17 protein-coding genes are annotated in these 18051 nt (G+C 37.7%); 2 read left to right on the forward strand and 15 right to left on the reverse strand.

Going from position 1 to position 18051, the window contains the following annotated elements:
• Nucleotides 1-86: 86 nt before the first annotated feature.
• Together AM499_RS09660 and AM499_RS09665 are read right to left on the reverse strand one after the other, a co-directional pair.
• Entirely contained in the window at nucleotides 87-1742 is a 1656-nt protein-coding gene (locus tag AM499_RS09660) for a DAK2 domain-containing protein (RefSeq protein ID WP_053592155.1), read from the reverse strand.
• A 17-nt stretch (nucleotides 1743-1759) separates the two neighbouring features.
• A complete protein-coding gene (locus AM499_RS09665; RefSeq protein WP_053590015.1) occupies nucleotides 1760-2122 on the reverse strand; it encodes an Asp23/Gls24 family envelope stress response protein in 363 nt (120 codons plus the stop codon).
• 724 nt (nucleotides 2123-2846) lie between these two features.
• Here AM499_RS09665 and rpmB point away from each other — a divergent pair.
• Complete coding sequence (gene rpmB, locus AM499_RS09670; protein WP_053590016.1) at nucleotides 2847-3035, forward strand: 50S ribosomal protein L28; 189 nt, start codon at nucleotides 2847-2849, stop codon at nucleotides 3033-3035.
• Between the two features lie 86 nt (nucleotides 3036-3121).
• Here the strand turns inward: rpmB and spoVM are convergent, their stop codons facing one another.
• From spoVM to gmk, 13 genes are all read right to left on the reverse strand, one after another.
• Nucleotides 3122-3214, reverse strand: a complete 93-nt coding sequence (gene spoVM, locus AM499_RS22380; RefSeq protein WP_156316786.1) for a stage V sporulation protein SpoVM — start codon at nucleotides 3212-3214, stop codon at nucleotides 3122-3124.
• Nucleotides 3215-3230: 16 nt separating this feature from the next.
• The gene (locus tag AM499_RS09675; RefSeq protein ID WP_053590017.1) at nucleotides 3231-3887 is read right to left on the reverse strand and encodes a thiamine diphosphokinase; all 657 of its coding nucleotides are present in this window, start codon (nucleotides 3885-3887) and stop codon (nucleotides 3231-3233) included.
• The gene (rpe, locus tag AM499_RS09680; RefSeq protein WP_053590018.1) at nucleotides 3884-4552 is read right to left on the reverse strand and encodes a ribulose-phosphate 3-epimerase; all 669 of its coding nucleotides are present in this window, start codon (nucleotides 4550-4552) and stop codon (nucleotides 3884-3886) included. Before rpe ends, AM499_RS09675 begins: the two co-directional genes overlap by 4 nt.
• Before the next feature lie 3 nt (nucleotides 4553-4555).
• Nucleotides 4556-5437 (reverse strand): ribosome small subunit-dependent GTPase A, encoded by an 882-nt coding sequence (gene rsgA / locus AM499_RS09685; RefSeq protein ID WP_053590019.1) that lies wholly within the window; start codon nucleotides 5435-5437, stop codon nucleotides 4556-4558.
• An 11-nt stretch (nucleotides 5438-5448) separates the two neighbouring features.
• Complete coding sequence (gene pknB, locus AM499_RS09690; RefSeq protein ID WP_053590020.1) at nucleotides 5449-7446, reverse strand: Stk1 family PASTA domain-containing Ser/Thr kinase; 1998 nt, start codon at nucleotides 7444-7446, stop codon at nucleotides 5449-5451.
• Nucleotides 7447-7448: 2 nt separating this feature from the next.
• Entirely contained in the window at nucleotides 7449-8186 is a 738-nt protein-coding gene (locus AM499_RS09695) for a Stp1/IreP family PP2C-type Ser/Thr phosphatase (protein ID WP_053590021.1), read from the reverse strand.
• A gap of 294 nt (nucleotides 8187-8480) precedes the next feature.
• On the reverse strand, nucleotides 8481-9845 hold the full coding sequence (gene rsmB, locus AM499_RS09700) for a 16S rRNA (cytosine(967)-C(5))-methyltransferase RsmB (RefSeq protein WP_053590022.1): 1365 nt from the start codon (nucleotides 9843-9845) through the stop codon (nucleotides 8481-8483).
• Nucleotides 9842-10783, reverse strand: a complete 942-nt coding sequence (gene fmt, locus AM499_RS09705) for a methionyl-tRNA formyltransferase (RefSeq protein WP_053590023.1) — start codon at nucleotides 10781-10783, stop codon at nucleotides 9842-9844. Before fmt ends, rsmB begins: the two co-directional genes overlap by 4 nt.
• On the reverse strand, nucleotides 10780-11274 hold the full coding sequence (gene def, locus AM499_RS09710; RefSeq protein ID WP_053590024.1) for a peptide deformylase: 495 nt from the start codon (nucleotides 11272-11274) through the stop codon (nucleotides 10780-10782). The genes fmt and def overlap by 4 nt, the downstream gene beginning before the upstream one ends.
• 25 nt (nucleotides 11275-11299) lie before the next feature.
• Nucleotides 11300-13711, reverse strand: a complete 2412-nt coding sequence (priA, locus tag AM499_RS09715; RefSeq protein ID WP_053590025.1) for a primosomal protein N' — start codon at nucleotides 13709-13711, stop codon at nucleotides 11300-11302.
• Nucleotides 13708-14916, reverse strand: a complete 1209-nt coding sequence (gene coaBC / locus AM499_RS09720) for a bifunctional phosphopantothenoylcysteine decarboxylase/phosphopantothenate--cysteine ligase CoaBC (protein WP_053590026.1) — start codon at nucleotides 14914-14916, stop codon at nucleotides 13708-13710. Before coaBC ends, priA begins: the two co-directional genes overlap by 4 nt.
• 224 nt (nucleotides 14917-15140) lie before the next feature.
• Entirely contained in the window at nucleotides 15141-15365 is a 225-nt protein-coding gene (gene rpoZ / locus AM499_RS09725; protein WP_053590027.1) for a DNA-directed RNA polymerase subunit omega, read from the reverse strand.
• Entirely contained in the window at nucleotides 15366-15986 is a 621-nt protein-coding gene (gene gmk, locus AM499_RS09730) for a guanylate kinase (protein WP_053592156.1), read from the reverse strand.
• A 325-nt stretch (nucleotides 15987-16311) separates the two neighbouring features.
• Between gmk and AM499_RS09735 the strand changes: the two genes are divergently transcribed.
• Nucleotides 16312-17997 carry an Rqc2 family fibronectin-binding protein gene (locus tag AM499_RS09735; protein WP_053590028.1) on the forward strand — a complete coding sequence of 562 codons (1686 nt, stop codon included), beginning with the start codon at nucleotides 16312-16314 and terminating at the stop codon, nucleotides 17995-17997.
• The last annotated feature ends 54 nt before the right edge of the window (nucleotides 17998-18051 follow it).

Below are 18051 nucleotides of genomic sequence, written 5' to 3' on the forward strand. Positions count from 1 at the left end.
ATTACGCTCGACCTAAATTTTTCAAGTAAATCTATCCAAAAAAAACCACGGGGAAAGTAAACTTCATTCCTCGTGGCATCTTATTTCTATTCAACCGATAAAATATATGGATATAAAGGTTGTTTACCGTTATATAATTCAATTTCAACATCTTCGAATTGCTCTTCAATGAAAGCCGCAAATTTAGTTGCTTCTTCTTCATTAACATCTTCACCGTAAATGATCGTAACGATTTCTGCATTTTCATCGATCAAAGTTGTTGCAAGCTTAGTTGCTGCCTCTTCTCTAGAAGGATTAGAAAGAATAATCTTCCCTTCTGCCAGAGCCATGAAATCATCTTTTTTAATTTCCACGCCATCAATCGAAGTATCCCGAACTGCGAAAGTAACTTGACCTGTTTTAACATGAGAAAACGCTTCGGTCATATGCTTTTTATTTTCTTCTACAGTAGCTTGTGGATTGAATGCTAAAATAGCTGCCATTCCTTGTGGAAGTGTTTTCGTTGGTACGACAGCTGCTTCAATACCCATCACCTCTGCTGCTTGTTCAGCAGCCATAATAATGTTTTTATTGTTCGGTAAGATGAGGACGCGTTCTGCTCCCACTGCCTCGATTGCTTTTACAATATCCTCGGTTGAAGGATTCATTGTTTGTCCGCCTTCAATTACTGCGGAAGCTCCTAAGCTTTTTAGAAGATCCGAAATACCTTCGCCCATCGCAACTGTTACTACTGCATAAGGATGTATCTCTGCTTTTTTTGCAGGAATTTCTTTCGAGTATCCTTCTCCTACGATATCTGTATGTTGTTGGCGCATGTTTTCGATTTTAATCTTAATCAAATCTCCATATTGTTGGCCATATGTTAATACTTCCCCTGGTGTTTCAGAGTGGATATGGATTTTAGCAATTTCGTCGTCTGAGATGACTAATAATGAATCACCAAAAGCACTTAAATCGTTTCGGAATGAGGTTTCATCAAATGCTTTTTTACCATCCTCAAAACGAACCATGAATTCAGTACAGAATCCAAATTCAATTTCGGACGTATCCATAAATCCTTGAACATTTTTATGGTGTTCAGCACTCACTAAATCATCCATTGACGAATTAACTGTTTTCTCAGGTAATGCTTCACCTTTTAAGCTAGCTAAAAAGCCTTCATATACAAATAACAGCCCTTGTCCGCCACTATCTACTACCCCAACTTCTTTAAGTACTGGAAGTAAATCAGGTGTTCTATTTAACGAAGCTTTTGCCTCTTCTACAACTGCTTCCATTAATAGGCGAATATCGTCTTCTGTTTCGCTCACTTCTACCGCTTTTTTAGCAGAGTCCTTTGCAACAGTCAAAATAGTACCTTCTACCGGCTTCATCACTGCTTTATATGCTGTTTCTACACCATAATTTAAAGCTTCAGCAAATTGTTTAGCATCTAGTGTAGAAGATTGCTCAACTGATTTTCCAAACCCACGGAATAATTGGGAAAGAATAACCCCAGAGTTACCTCTAGCTCCCATTAGTAAACCTTTGGATAATGCTTGAGCTGTTTTACCGATATGCTCTACAGAATGAGCTGCTGTTTCCTTAGCACCAGAAGTCATCGATAAATTCATATTTGTGCCAGTATCTCCATCAGGAACTGGAAAAACATTTAAAGCATCTACGTAGTCTGCGTTTTGAAAAAGGTGGTGAGCACCCATTTTAACCATATCTGCAAACTGTATACCATTAATTGATTTCATTGTTTTCTCTCCCTCATTCACACGCTTGCCACGCGAACTCCTTGTACATATACATTTACGGATTTCACTGACATACCAAGAGATTTATTTAGTGTATATTTCACTTTTGATTGCACTTGATAAGCTATTTCAGAAATTTTTGTTCCGTAACTAACAATAATATACATATCAATATGTAGGTCTTCTTTTTCTTGTCTTACAATAACGCCTTTTGTAAAATTTTCTTTTCTTAATATGTCTGTTAATCCATCTCTAATTTGATGCTTAGATGCCATACCAACTATTCCGTAACACTCTATAGCGGCTCCGCCTGCAATTTGTGCAACTGCATCTTGCGATATATCAATTTGTCCGAATTCATTTTTCAATTCAATTGACATGATGAAACCTCCCAAGTCTTTTTGACTACCCTTTATTGTACTACACCGTTCAGAATTATAAAAGAGAGCGTTTACTTTTTATACTATTTCCTTCTATATTATAGGGTATGATGGATAGATAGGCAAAAAACGTGTAACATTTGATGCATTTTTCATTTTACTCTTTTTATCCAGCACATTGCTCCTGCCCACAACTCGTCGCAGTGGGTATTACCATTCGCGGGAAAAATAGGCGCTTGCGCATTTCTTTTTGTCCAGCTCCAGCGCCTTGCCCCTCGGGGTCAAATGTGAAAAAGCTGCTCCTGCGCAAGCTCGTCGCAAACTTCAAACAATTAAACCGTTTGTGGTGGCTGAAGAGCTGCCTCCTCGCTTTTCCCCATTTGCCTGTCGGGAGGCCCACAGGAAGTGGGTCATGCAGTCGTTGCGACACGATGTCGCGAACTTAGACTGTATTCCTATACTAGTCGCTTGCGCATTTCAAGATATCCAGTTGCAGCGCTTTGCCCTTCGAGGTCAAATGTGATTCTTCTACGTCCAACAGGGTTGGACATAGAATTTTCTCATTTGCTTGTCAGGGCAGAACAAGCGCTTCCACATTAAATATGGTGTAAAGGTTTTTTTCTTGATATGCTTGCACTTCATATTAGTCTGTGGTAAATTATTAAAGTATGTGAAATATCGAACTGAAAAATCTTTCAGCTTCTTTTTTAAAGGAGGAAATATAATGCCAAAAGTATGTGCAATCACTGGGCGTAAAGCTCGTTCTGGTAATGCTCGTTCTCACGCAATGAACGCCAACAAGCGTACATGGGGGGCAAACCTTCAAAAGGTCCGCATTCTTGTAGACGGTAAACCTAAACGTGTTTGGGTTTCTGCTAGAGCTTTGAAATCAGGAAAAGTTGAGCGCGTTTAATCGTACTCATAATTAATGCCAGGCCGACAACAGTCGACCTGGCATTTTTTCTTTTGTTTCCCCAGAAGACTTGCGTCCATCATCTGTTACTTCTTGACTTCTTCTTTCTTAAACATGCGAATACAAACTCTTACAAAACTACTTACTGATTTAGGCAATCTAAATGTGTATACCTTCACACACAATTCCTCCCTTTTAGTCGCTGCTTCTTATCATTAAACATATGCCAGCAGTAAAAGAGATAGTACCAATTCGTCCACTTACTTCATTACTAGTAAATTTGGAATTGCCAAATGAAATATTTTCTTTGGTAACTTCATACAGAAAGCCTCTAAGAGATATATTTTCAACTGTTTCACCGTACGAAAAAAAAGAAATATATTTAAAATGTGAATCAGGTTTAATTTCATGTATTCCAGGTAATAAAAAACGAATAATATTTTGCTTATTACGTATGTAGAAAACAATTTCCGGATAGTTCATTTGAAAGCGTATCATATCATGTAAAACTGCTTCATAATGATCGAGTCTCCCACCAGTTACCGCTGTTAAAATAATGTTATCCGGTTTATATTCTATAGCTCGCAGTATTGCTATGTGTGTATCTGTTTCATCCTTCTCGGCTTGTAAAACTGTCACTTTTTCAACCGTTGATTCTAATAAATGAAATTCTTCTTCTTTTAATGAATCGAAATCACCAATAATTTCATGTGGCGTTATTCCATTTGTTAATAAATGAAGAGCTCCACGATCAGCACCGATAAAAAAAGTATCTTCTTTGGAAAAAGGAAGTTGTTTAAAATCAACAACTTCCTCTACTGGACCTCCTGAGCAAACGATGACCGTTTTCATTTTACCGCTACACTTAAACCGGCTTCTTTTATTGCTTGTAAAGCCTTCCCTTTATCCTCTGCATTATAGATGGCAGAACCAGCTACAAATATCGTAGCTCCTGCCTCTACACAAGGAATAATCGTTTCTTCATTTATTCCGCCATCAATCTCGATTTCGATCGCTAAATTTCTTTCTTTCACGATATCTGCCAATTGTTTTACCTTTGGCACAACTGAATGAATAAATTTTTGACCTCCAAAGCCTGGGTTTACTGTCATAAATAAGACCATGTCTATATCCTCTAAAACATGTTGAATCGATTCAATTGGAGTATGTGGATTTAACACGACTCCCGGTTTTACGCCAAAAGAACGAATCAATTGAATCGTACGATGTAAGTGTGGACTTGCTTCTACATGAACCGTAATATAATCCGCACCTGCTTTTGCAAATGACTCAATATATTGATCGGCATTTTCAATCATTAAATGTACATCTAAAGGGAGCTTCGTTAAAGGTCGTAATGCTTCCACTACAATTGGTCCCATCGTAATATTCGGAACAAAATGACCATCCATTACATCTATATGAATAAGCTCAGCACCTGCTTTTTCTACTTCTAACACTTCTTCTCCCAGCTTTGCAAAATTAGCTGCTAGTATTGATGGGGCAATTTTAAACATAATTTAGTACCTCGGCTTTCTTTCCACTATTTCATTAAAAAATTGTAGATAATGTTTATATCGATAATCTTTTATGCTTCCTGATTCTACTGCATTTTTTACTGCACATTTTGGTTCATTTACATGCATACATGCTCTAAACTTACACTCATCCTGAATTTCTACGAACTCTGGAAAACATCTTGATAGTTCTTCTTTTTCCATTAATTCAAACTCAAAAGAGCTAAATCCAGGAGTATCAGCGAGTAAGCCACCACATACCTCTATAAGTTCCACATGTCGTGTCGTATGCTTTCCGCGTCCTAAAGCATCCGAAATTACTCCAGTCTTTAAGTTAAGTGTAGGTAATATCGTATTTAAAAGCGTAGATTTACCTACACCAGATTGGCCGGCAAGCACCGTAGTCTTTCCTTCTAATAAAGGAGTAATTTTGTCGTCAAATTGCGGGTCATCTTTAAACGTGATTAAAACGTTATAGCCAATTTGTTCATATTCTTTTATATATTGTTCGATTGTTTTCTCCATCTTTTCATCTAGTAAATCACTTTTTGTTAAACAAATAATTGGTTCGATGTGAAATGACTCCAATACTACTAAAAAGCGATCTAATAAGATTGTATTAAAGTCTGGCTCCTTCACAGAAAAAACTAAAATTGCCTGATCAATATTGGCGATAGGAGGACGAACGAGACTGTTTTTTCGTTCGTGAATGACCGTAATTGTTCCGTCATTATCCCCTTCCACCTTATAGTCAACAATATCTCCTACTAACGGAGATTCTCCTCTATTGCGAAATACGCCTCTTCCTCGACAAGTTATCATTTCTCCATTGTCATAAACATAGTAAAATCCACTTAATGCTTTTCTTATTTGACCTGTCGGCATCCGTAACCTCCCTATTTTATATCCTTATAATCAATCGTTTCTTGTGCAAATATTGTGTTACCTACTTCTATCCGATATGCAGCTTTTTGTCCTTCACTTATTTCTAACTTAATATGTTTTTCTACTGTTTGAGTTAATACGAACTCTTCAATAGGTACGGCCATTGTACGTGTTTTATCTTGCACATAGATTCTTACAACTTGTTCTTCTTGGGTAGGTTGCTCTTCATCTTCTTCTCCCTCAACTCCACCCTCCTCTTCTTCCGTGTTTGGAGGCTCGTAAGGGATCGTCACCGTTTTTACTACCAATTTTGTAGAAGCAGGTTTTGGTCCATCTGAGACCACAACCTCTATCGTACTTCCAGGCGCAACTTTTTTGTTTGCTTGAGGTTCTTGACTAATCACATTACCTTTTTGGATGGTATCGGAATACTTCGAACCTGCTATTTTTATTTTAAAACCAGAAGATTTCTCATAATCCTTTAATGCTTTTTCATTCCAATCAGTTAAGTCACTTACTGTACGTAAATCCAGTCCCTTACTAACAGTAAACACTAAATCTGTTTCAGATGGGATAATTTCAGTACCTGGTGGCGGATCTTGTCCGATAATTTCACCTATTGGCTTTTCTGAAAATTGTTCTTCGGGTTCAATGGAACGTAATTCTGAATTTGAAAGTAATTCTTTTACCTCATCAATATTTCTCCCTCTATAATCGGCAATTTCAGAAGATTCTTTTCCTGATGATACGAACAAATCTATTTTTGTTTCTTTTTCGCGAAGTTTTCCTGCCTCCGGTGAGGTTCGAATAACATTTCCTTCTTCCACCTCATCTGAAAACTCTAGTATTTCTTCACCTACAACGAAACCTTCCGCTTCTATTTGTTCAATTGCAGCTTGTAAATTTAGATTTGCCACATCAGGCACTTCTACTTTATCTGGTTTAAATAACCCAGGGAAGAGGATGAAAAATAATATTGCTAGTAGTAGAACACCTGCAATAACCCCAGTTACAATTTTCCACTTTTTTATCTTTTTCTTTGGAACGTCCTTGTCCAACTTAGTTGGTGCAACAGGTATTTTTTTTGTTTCTGAAACCTCTTCAAAAGGAACCGGCTCTTTAATAACAGGTAAAACCTTCGTAGCGTCGTTGTCGACAGCTATTACAAATTTTGTTTCATCTGCTCGTTCTGGTGACAAGGCAGTTGCTAAATCTTCTTCCATTTCCTCCGCAGAATGGTATCGATTATTTGGGTCTTTAGCAGTTGCTTTTAGGACCACATTCTCCAGACTTTGTGGGATGGAAGGAATAATCGAACGAATGGAAGGAGTTTCAGTTTGCAAATGCTTTAATGCAATGGAAACTGCTGATTCACCTGAAAAAGGAAGTTGTCCAGTTAGCAGCTCAAACAAGACAATCCCCAAAGCATAAATATCTGAACGATTCGTAGCTGTTCCACCACGAGCTTGTTCAGGAGACAAATAATGGACTGTCCCAAGCACTGAATTTGTTTGGGTATAGGATGTTGCACTCAAAGCCATTGCTATACCAAAGTCCGTTATTTTAACTTTACCTTCTTCATCCAATAAGATATTTTGCGGTTTAATATCCCGATGAATAATATGGTTGTTATGCGCATTAGCAATGGCAGATGTTAGCTGTCTCATAATCGTTACTGTTCTTACCGGAGAAACTGGTGCATTACGTTGTATGTATTGTTTTAATGTTTCACCTCTAACATACTCCATCACGATATAGTGAATATCTTCATCTTCACCGACATCGTATATATTCACAATATTTGGGTGTGTGAGGCTGGTTGCAGATAATGCTTCACGTTGAAAACGACGACGTAATTCCTCTTCGTTAGAAAAATCGTAACGAAGTACTTTTATGGCAACGTCACGATCCAATATCATGTCATGCGCTAAGTAAACGTGGGACATACCTCCGCCGCCTATCATTTCTAGCAACTTATATCTGCCACTAATTCTTTTTCCTATTAACATCCTCACACCTCCTCACTATTATTAGATAGTATTATTAAAGAAATATTATCTTCTCCACCTGCGCGATTTGCTTCTTCTACAAGCTCTGCACCTTTTTCGGCTAAAGACGTATTTGAGTATAGAATGGAATGAATGAACGGTTCACTCAATTTATTGCTTAGTCCATCTGTACAAAAGAGAAAATAGGAATTCGGTTGAAACTCTACTTCATGAAAATCTGGTTGAATTGTTTGTTCTGTTCCAACTGCTTTCATAAGAACATTTTTCTTCGGGTGAGTTTTAGCTTGTTCCTCACTTATTTCACCTGAGTCGATCAATACATTTACATAAGAATGATCTCTCGTAATTCTCCCAATACCGTTCGGTAAAAGTTCATATACGCGGCTATCTCCTACATGAGCAATAATTCCTTTATTCTGTTCAAATAATCCAGCAATGAGCGTAGTACCCATTCCCTCACAACCTTTATTGACGGTTGAATGTTTAACGATTGCCTGATTTATCGACTGAAACGTATATGTCAACCAGTCTTTAGCCTTTACAATGGAAGGGTTATATGCCGCAAAGTATCTTTTGAACTCGGAAATAGCTATTTCACTTGCGATATCACCAGCATTGTGACCACCCATACCGTCCGCTACTACGGCTAAAATGCGCCCATCGGAGCGAACAAAAACGTCCGCCCGATCTTCATTTACTGTTCTTCTCATTCCAACATCCGTTTTAACAACAAACTCCATTTACTCCTTCACCTCTTTAAATGAAATGAAAATTATCTTTGCCATTTATCGGCATAGTGGGCGTCTTAAGCTTACTTTACAAATAAGAAAGTATGAACACTTCTAAATTGTAACTTTCCAGACTCCAGTACCTTTCCTCTCCATGTCAAATGTGAAATTACTGGTCCTGGGATAAAACCGTTTGCGGTGGCAGAGGACCTGCCTCCTATGCCCGCTCGAGGCGGGTCATAACTGCTTTGCCACAGGAAGTGGCGTACATTCAAGGCCCCCCAATTCCCTCATTTCCTTGTTGGGTCAGAAAGAGGTGCTTCCGCTTTTCTTAAATACGGATACAAAAAAGCCGTCGCTTCTTAAATCTTGTGGGAATAATTGAAGCATTCCATCTTGCTGGTTGTCTTTGATGTTTTTAATAACGTCTGGAAAAGCTTGTAGTTGCATATCTGGGTGTGCCTCTAAAAACAATTTGGCGGTTCCTTCATTTTCTTCTCGATCTACTGTACAAGTACTATAAACTAACAAACCATCTTTCTTCAAAAGTTTATAAGCTTCTTCTAACAAGTTCAGTTGAATCGGTTTTAACGATGCAAAATCTTTTTCATTTTTAGTGTACTTTATATCTGGTTTACGTTTCATCACACCTAAACCACTGCATGGTGCATCTACTAAGATTCTGTCAAAAGACTGTTCAGGGTATTCCTCTGATGCTTTTCGCCCATCCTTTTCTACCGTTTCGATAAAGCTAAAGCCCAATCTGTCAGCATTTTCTTTTACTAGCTTTAGTTTATGCTGATGGATATCCATTGCTATGAGCTTTCCGGTATTTTTCATCTTTTCAGCAATATGCGTTGTTTTCCCGCCTGGTGCGGAACACATATCTAAAACGGTCATACCTGGTTCAACTTGAAGTGCATACGCTGGAATCATGGAACTCTCGTCTTGAATTGTTACAAATCCCTTTTGAAAAGCAGTAGTTTTTGCAGCTTGAGCATTATACAAATAAATACACTCTGGGATAACTTCGCTTTGTGCAACAACATATCCTTCTTGTGTCATTAAGTGAAGAACTTGATCCACTGTACGCTTAAACAAATTTACTCGAAGCGTTGTCACAGGAGGCTCATTATTTTCCCTCAACATGTTAGCAGTTGTTTCAAAACCATATTCAGATATAAAACGCTTTACCATCCAAAGAGGGTGACTTGTTTCAACAGATAGTCGTTCTACTTCATCTTTTATTTCTTCAGTAGATCGAACGCCTTCTCTTAAAATAGAACGAAGAATACCATTTACTACACCTGCTATACCTTTATGACCTCTTTTTTTCGCAATATTCACTGCCTCATTTACAGCCGCATGGTCTGGAATACGAGAAAGATATTGAATTTGATATAGAGAGAGGCGAAGTAACTGTAAGACCCAGTCTTCCAACTTTCCTTTGATGAACGGTTGTAAATAATAATCTAACGTCATTTTGTATTGAATTGTTCCATACGTTAGCTCTGTCAATAACGCACGGTCCTTATCTTCAATATTATATTTTTCGATTGTTTGATGTAATAATAAATTACTGTATGCCTGTTGCTTCTCAACTGCCATTAATATTGTGAGTGCCGCGTCTCGAACATTACCAACCCAAATTTTTTCTTGTTTTTTTGTCATTCAAATTTATCCCCTATTCGCAATTTCGAACCTACGCCACGCAAATAATCTACTACGGACATTTTCTTTTTTCCAGCTGGCTGTAATTCATCTATTCGAATTGCTTCTTCATAGCCTGTTTGAACAACAAAATAATCCGATTCCACTTTCACAACAGTTCCTGGTAGTTCTTTCGTTTTCACTTGTATAATGTCTGCTTTCCAAATTTTTACCGATTGTCCTTCAAGCGTTGTGTACGCAACTGGCCAAGGGTGCAGACCACGAATTTGATTGTGTATTTCTAGTGCTGATTTGTTCCAGTCAATTCGTTCTTGCTCACGCGAAATATTTTTTGCATATGTCACAAGAGACTCATCTTGTTTCACTCGATTATTTGTTTTCGAAATGATAGATGGTAGCGTTTCTTTTAATAAGTCAGTACCTACTACACTTAATTTATCAAACAGAAGTCCAGTATCATCTGTATGGCTTATTGAGACTTCACTTTGTGCAATAATATCTCCAGCATCTAGCTTTTCTTCCATATACATAATTGTTACACCTGTTTTGTCCTGCCCATCTATAATCGCTTGATGAATAGGCGCTCCACCACGATATGCAGGTAACAAGGAAGCATGAACATTAATACAGCCAAGTTCAGGAGCATCTAGCAACTCCTTTGGGAGTAATTGACCAAATGCAGCAGTGATAATAATATCTGCATGCAATGCTATAATTTCCTGTAATTCTTCCGACCCTTTCAGTTTCGTAGGCTGGATGACAGGAAGTCCTAGCTTAACCGCTTCTTCTTTTACGGGGGGAGCAGTTAACACTTTTTTTCTTCCGACTGGACGATCTGGCTGGGTGACAACAGCTAAAACATCATAGCCTTCCTCTACAAGCATGCGTAAAATAGGAGCAGAGAATGTAGGTGTCCCCATGAAAATGATAGATGTCATAGTTGTTCCTCCTCTATCTCTTTCTCTACTTCTTCCAAATCCACATAACGAATGATTTTGGATGTAAATAAAACACCATGTAGATGATCAATTTCATGCAAGATGGCTCTTGCTTCATAATCCTCTGCTTCTAATTCATATAATGCACCGTCTCGGTCTTGCGCTTCTACCTTTACATAAAATGGACGTTCCACTTCCCCATAAATATCTGGAAAACTTAAGCAACCTTCCACTTCAATCTCGGAACCGCCAATTTCGACTACTTCTGGATTTATCATTTCAATGACTTCTTGCCCTTCGCCAAGGTCCACAATTGCAACTTGAATTGTTTCCCCTACTTGAGGAGCAGCTATTCCGATACCATCTGAAGCGATCATCGTGTCGTACATATCATCTAAAAGTGTTGCTAGCTTCTGATCAAATACAGTAACCTCTTTACATTTTGCTGTAAGAATTTCATTTGGGTGTGTAACAATTTCTCTTATTGCCATTTCTTTTTTCCTCTTTTCAAACCGCCTATAAAATTGTGGAAGGATCTAGATCAATCGATAAGATAATACCTTTTTTCATCCACTCTGTACGATATATTTTTATTAATTGCTGTAGTTTTTCAATTAAAATTGGTTCTTTTTTGTATTTTATCAAACATTGGTAACGATATCTATTTTGTATCTTACTGATAGCACATGCTGTTGGCCCAACAACCATTGATTGATCAGATAAATTGGCTCTTAACCAATCCGTTGCAAGCTTCGCATATTCGGATGCAAGCATAACATTCTCATGCGTTATTTGAACTAACGTCAAATAATAAAATGGTGGATATTCATACTGTTTCCGAACGAGCATTTCTTTATGATAAAAAGGTTCATACAATTGAGCTTTCGAAAGTTCTATTGCGTAGTGCTCCGGAGTGTATGTTTGAATATAAACTTTCCCTTCTTTATCGTGTCTGCCCGCTCTTCCGCTAACTTGCGTCATCAATTGAAACGTCTTTTCAGCAGCTCGAAAATCAGCTAAATGCAAAGTAGTATCAGCATTTAGAACGCCTACCAATGTAATGTTTGGAAAGTCTAAACCTTTTGCAATCATTTGCGTTCCAAGCAAGATGTCTGCCTCACCATCACCAAATTGCTTTAAAATACGTTCATGGGAACCTTTTGTTCTAGTAGTGTCTACATCCATTCGTAGAACTCTTGCAAAAGGAACCAATCTCGCAATTTCTTCTTCTACTTTTTGTGTACCAGTACCAAAAAAGCGAATATGTTCACTTGCACATTCGGGACAAATTGTTGGAACTGGTTCCTCATGTCCACAATAATGGCATTTAAGCTGCTCTCCCGCACGGTGATAGGTCAAGGAAATATCACAATTCTTACACTCCACGACTGTTCCGCAGTCACGACATAATACAAAGGAAGAAAAACCTCGTTTATTTAAAAACAATACGATTTGTTCTTTTTTATCGAGTTTTTCCCTAATCGCATCTGCAAGCTCAACACTGAACATAGAGCGATTACCATTTTTCAACTCCAATCGCATATCCACAACATTCACGGTAGGTAAGGCTTGTTCTTTTGCGCGTGCTTTCAACGTTAACAACGAATATACACCCTTTGAAGCGCGAGCATATGACTCAAGCGATGGAGTAGCGCTCCCTAGTATGACAGGGCAATGATGAAACTCGCTACGCCAAATTGCCACGTCTCTCGCATGATATCTTGGGTTGTCTTCTTGTTTATATGTAGATTCATGCTCTTCGTCTAAAATTATGACACCGAGATCTTTAAAGGGAGCAAAAATGGCAGATCTTGCACCAACGACAACCTTCACTTCTCCCCGCCAGATTTTACGCCATTCATCATACTTTTCACCGATCGATAAGCCACTATGCATAACAGCTACCTCATCACCAAAACGAAGTTTAAATCGCCGAGTCATTTGAGGAGTCAATGAAATTTCTGGCACAAGCATAATCGCTTGTTTTCCTTTTAAAATGGAGTTTTCGATTGCATTTAAGTAGATTTCAGTCTTCCCGCTTCCAGTAATCCCATGCAACAGGAACGTCGTGTTTTCCTTATGATTTTGTGCATGGTTAATCTTTTCAAGTGCAACAGCTTGTTCCTCTGTAAGCTGGAAACGTTGGTCCGTGTCATGATGTTCTAATGTGGTAATCTCACGATAAACCTCTTCTTTTTCTAATTCTAAAATATTTTTTTCAATGAGAGCTTTCACTACATTATTATTTGCGTTAACAGTTTCTTTTAGTTCTTCCATTGTAAAAGAATCTTGTACTTGGATTAATAACCATTCCATTAATTCTTTTTGTTTGACGGCATTTTTTGCTAGGGTATTTATTTGATTTTGAATGTATTCTTTAGTAGCTATGACCTTATATTTTGTAATCGTCTTTGCTTTCGCGTGCTGTTTTATGACTGTTTCCAGTTGAACGCTACCTTGTGTTAAATACTTTTTCATTTGATGTAAATAACCAGCTTTTTCAATTACCTCGTAAGAAATAATGTCCTTTTTTCCAAACAGGGCTAAAAAGGGTTCTTCCACTGCATTCGAATTTATCAGCTTAATATTTTTCTTATATGTAGCTCGTAAAGCCGCAGGAAGCATAACTTGGAGTGCATCTATTTCATAGCAAAGTGTTTTATTGGTCATCCATTTAGATAACTGTAACAGTTCTTCCGTGACAACTGGCTCTACATCAATAATAGATTGAACCTCTTTTAGCTTGGAAGTATCGATATCTGTTTGTTCTTTAATGTTGGTAATAAAACCTTGTACTTTTCGATTTCCAAAAGGAACATGAACCCGGCTCCCTCTTTCAACGAGATCCTTCAATTCCTCAGGAACAATATAATCAAAAGGTCGGTCAATTGGGTAAGCAGAAACATCAACAATAACTTCTACTATCATTTAGGCTCATCTTTTTCGAGTTTGATAATGGTTTGAAGCAATTGATGAGCAAGCTCCTGTTTATTTAAATGAGGGAAATGCATTTCCATATCATGTTTACCTACTAAAATGACCGAATTCGTATCCGTCCCAAAACCTGAACCTGCCTCTGTCACATCATTCGCGATGATATAGTCTGCATTTTTCTTTACCAACTTACCTTTTGCATAATGAAGTACATCATTCGTTTCTGCAGCAAACCCGATTAACAATTGGTTTGTCTTTCTACTGCCAAGCTCCGCAAGTATATCCGTTGTTCGTTCTAATACAATGGTAGACTCACCAGGTTGTTTTTTCATTTTTTGATTATGTACTTCTTTCGGTTTGTAATCCGCTACAGCAGCTGTTTTGATAACGATAGAAGCTGTATCAAACTCATTTAGAACGGCATCAAGCATTTCTTTCGCACTTTCCACCGGGATAAGCGTTACATTGCTTGGGGCATCTATACTTACTGGTCCAGATATCAAAATAGTTTCTGCTCCTAATTTAGCAGCTGCTTCTGCCATTGCGTAGCCCATCTTGCCGCTGGAAAAATTCGTTAAGAAGCGGACAGGATCAATTCTTTCTCTCGTAGGTCCGGCAGTCACTACAACCTTTTTCCCTTTTAACGGTAACTCTTTTGGAACAAAATATTCTTCTACCAGTTGAACGATTTTCTCAGGCTCCTCTAAACGCCCTTTTCCAACGTAACCACATGCTAAAAAACCTTCAGAAGGTTCGATAAATGAATATCCGTCTTTTGAAAGTTGATTGATGTTTCGTATAACCGCAGCATTTTCATACATATGCACATTCATTGCTGGTGCTATCCATACGTCAGCAGTAGTAGCAAGTAAAGTGGTAGTTACCATATCGTCTGCTATTCCGTTTGCTAGTTTCCCAATAACATTTGCGGTAGCCGGCGCGACAATAACTAAATCCGCCCAATCGGCTAAATTGATATGCGCAATAACACTAGAATCTTTTTCATCAAATGTATCAAAATATACATCATTTCGAGACATCGCTTGAAAACTTAAGGGTTGTACAAATTCCATCGCTGATTTTGTCATAATGACCCGCACGTCCGCTCCAGCCTGTGAAAGTTTACTTACGAGCGCAACCGCTTTATAAACAGCAATACCACCTGTCACACAAACAACAATTTTTTTTGAAGTTAACATACGCTTTTTCCCCCGATCTAAAGCTTAAACCGAATACGTTCCTTTAACTAAACAACCTCCCAAAGAAATTTATTCTTTGGGAGGTGTTTGCTTCTTCATCAATTTCGCATTGGCGTATTTCCGCCCAGATTTTGCATCCAGCCTGCTGAATAAATTTCTTTAAAAATCCAAGGCAACCGCTTTATCCTACAGTCGTTCAACCGACCTATAATGAAGTAGATATTTTATACTTCGTCCTCGTAAATTACGTTTTCACTTGATGATTCGATTGTAAGTTCACCTTTAGCTACTTCCTCTAAAGCTTTCCCAACTTGTTTATGAGAAATATATGAAGTTAAACGTTCGCCGCCTTCTTCTTGTAACTGTCGAGCTCTTTTAGAAGCTACACTCACTAACGAATATTTTGAGTCAATTTTGTTTTTTAATGAATCTACTGATGGATATAACATTTATAATTCCCCTTCCAACATGGCTAAATATCTTTTTTCAACACGTTCACGTCGACAATGCTCAGCAGCAACAATAGCATTTATTTTAGCGCATGCTTTTGTCACTTCGTCATTTTCAACGACATAATCATATAAATGCATCATTTCTAGTTCTTGTCTTGCAGCTTGAATTCTAGAATTAATCACATCTTCTGTTTCCGTTCCTCTACCGATTAGTCTTTGCTCTAATTCGGATAAACTAGGAGGGGCAAGGAATATAAATAGTGCTTCTGGCGCTTTTTCACGCACAAGTGCGGCACCCTGAACTTCTATTTCTAAAAATACATCTCGTCCAGAGTCAAGCGTTTCATTGACATAATCAATAGGAGTACCATAGTAATTTCCTACATAACAAGCGTACTCTAATAATTTTCCTTGTTCAATTAACTGTTCAAATTCTTCATTCTTTTTAAAAAAATAATCTACTCCATCTACTTCTCCTTCTCTTGGAAGTCTTGTAGTCATCGAAATAGAATACTCATAATTTGTACCAGGCTCTGAAAATAATTCTTTTCTCACTGTCCCTTTTCCGACTCCGGATGGACCCGATAAGACGATTAATATCCCTTTTTCTCTTCGCATAACGTCTCCTTCAAATACATTCATATACCGTATACTTCTTCAAATTACATACTTAACTGATTATAACACAAGTTTCTCAGAAAATGATAAGATAATAAGAAAAGCTGCAGACGCCGCCCTGCTGCGACAAGCAAATGACGGTTTCCGAGGAGGCAGTTCCTCAGCCACCACAGGAAACTGGCATTTGACCTCGAGCAGCTGGCGTCTGGAGCTGGACAATACTTATTAGAAAATCATATAATTTCTTTTCTTATAAGAAAAGCGCAGGAGCCGATTTATGGCGACAAAGCTTGATCGAAAATAACGTTTTGAAAGAGGACATATTATGGCTTTTGATGGTTTATTTACAATTTCAATGAAAACTGAATTACAACAATTAATTACTGGGCGTATTTCTAAAATACATCAACCGAATGCACAAGAAATTTTAATGCAAATTCGCGCGCAAGGGAAAAACTATAAATTATTATTTTCAGTTCATCCTTCTTATTCGCGAGTGCAAATTACGCATGAAACCATTGATAACCCTGCACAACCGCCACTTTTTTGCATGGTGTTACGTAAGCATTTAGAAGGCGGAATTATCACTTCCATCCGACAACATGAAACAGACCGTATTCTCATCTTCGAAATTCAAAGTAAAAACGAAATTGGAGATGATATTACACGAGAAGTCCACATGGAGATAATGGGTCGTCATAGTAACTTACTTTTAATTGACCCTACTCGAAATCTTATTTTGGAAAGCATTAAGCATTTATCACCTTCCATGAATAGTTATCGAACAATTTTACCTGGTCAACCTTATATTGCACCTCCCGCTCAAAATAAGCTCCATCCCTTAGAGTATTCTAAAGAACTCTTAGATGTGATTCTTTCAGTTAATGAATCAAAAGAAATTGTAGATCAAATTTCTGGTTTCTCACCATTACATGCAAAAGAATTACTGCATCGATTTAATAATGGGACAGATCGGACAGAAGTTTATAAAGCATATATGAGAGAATTTGAGCAAGGTGGATCTGCAAAACAAATAGTTGAATACAACGGAAAATCGTTTTATTCTCCAAATAATTTATCTCATTTAGATGGAGATAAATTTAATGAAGAAACTCTAGGAAATTTACTAGATAGAGTTTATTTCGCAAAAGCAGAACGCGACCGTGTGAAACAACAGGCTGGAGATTTAGAAAGATGGCTTCAAAACGAATTAAACAAATTAAAGTTGAAAATGAAAAAACTCCAAAAAGACTTTGAACAAGCCGAAAAACTAGATACTTTCCAATTGTATGGGGAGCTATTAATGGCAAATGCTTATGCAATTGAAAAAGGTTTAAAAGAAGTGGAGCTAGTCAACTACTACGATGAAGATGGTAAAACAGTCATCATCCCGTTAGATAACCGAAAAACAGCTACGCAAAATGCACAAAGCTATTATAATCGATATACAAAAGCGAAAACGGCATTACTGAAAATAGAACAACAATTCGAAATAACAAAAGAAGATATTGCGTACTTTGAATTACTTCTTCAACAGGTAATGCAGGCGTCTCCAACCGACATCGAGGAAATCCGAGAAGAACTAATGGAGCAAGGGTTATTAAAAGCACGTGCATCGAAAAAGAAGAAAAAACCAATGAAACCAACACCTGAAAAATTCATTGCCTCTGATGGAACAGAAATTTCTGTTGGTAAAAATAATAAACAAAATGATTTTGTCACCTTTAAGCTGGCGAAAAAAACAGACACATGGCTTCATACCAAGGATATCCCAGGATCCCATGTTGTTATACATTCAGACAATCCATCCGAAACAGCATTACTAGAAGCAGCGAATCTCGCAGCATATTTCAGTAAGGCTCGCGAATCATCTTCAGTTCCTGTAGATTATACGGTGATTAAGCAAGTGAAGAAGCCTAGCGGTGCTAAACCAGGGTTTGTCATTTATTTTGAGCAGACTACTTTGTTTGTTACACCGGATGAAGAAAAGGTTAGACATATGAAGAAATAGAAATAACATAGTGTTGGGTGGTTTCTCCCATTAACAAGCGAAAACCGCAGGGAA

Origin of the sequence: Bacillus sp. FJAT-22090 (genome assembly GCF_001278755.1) — a bacterium.
In the GTDB taxonomy this organism is placed as follows: domain Bacteria; phylum Bacillota; class Bacilli; order Bacillales_A; family Planococcaceae; genus Psychrobacillus.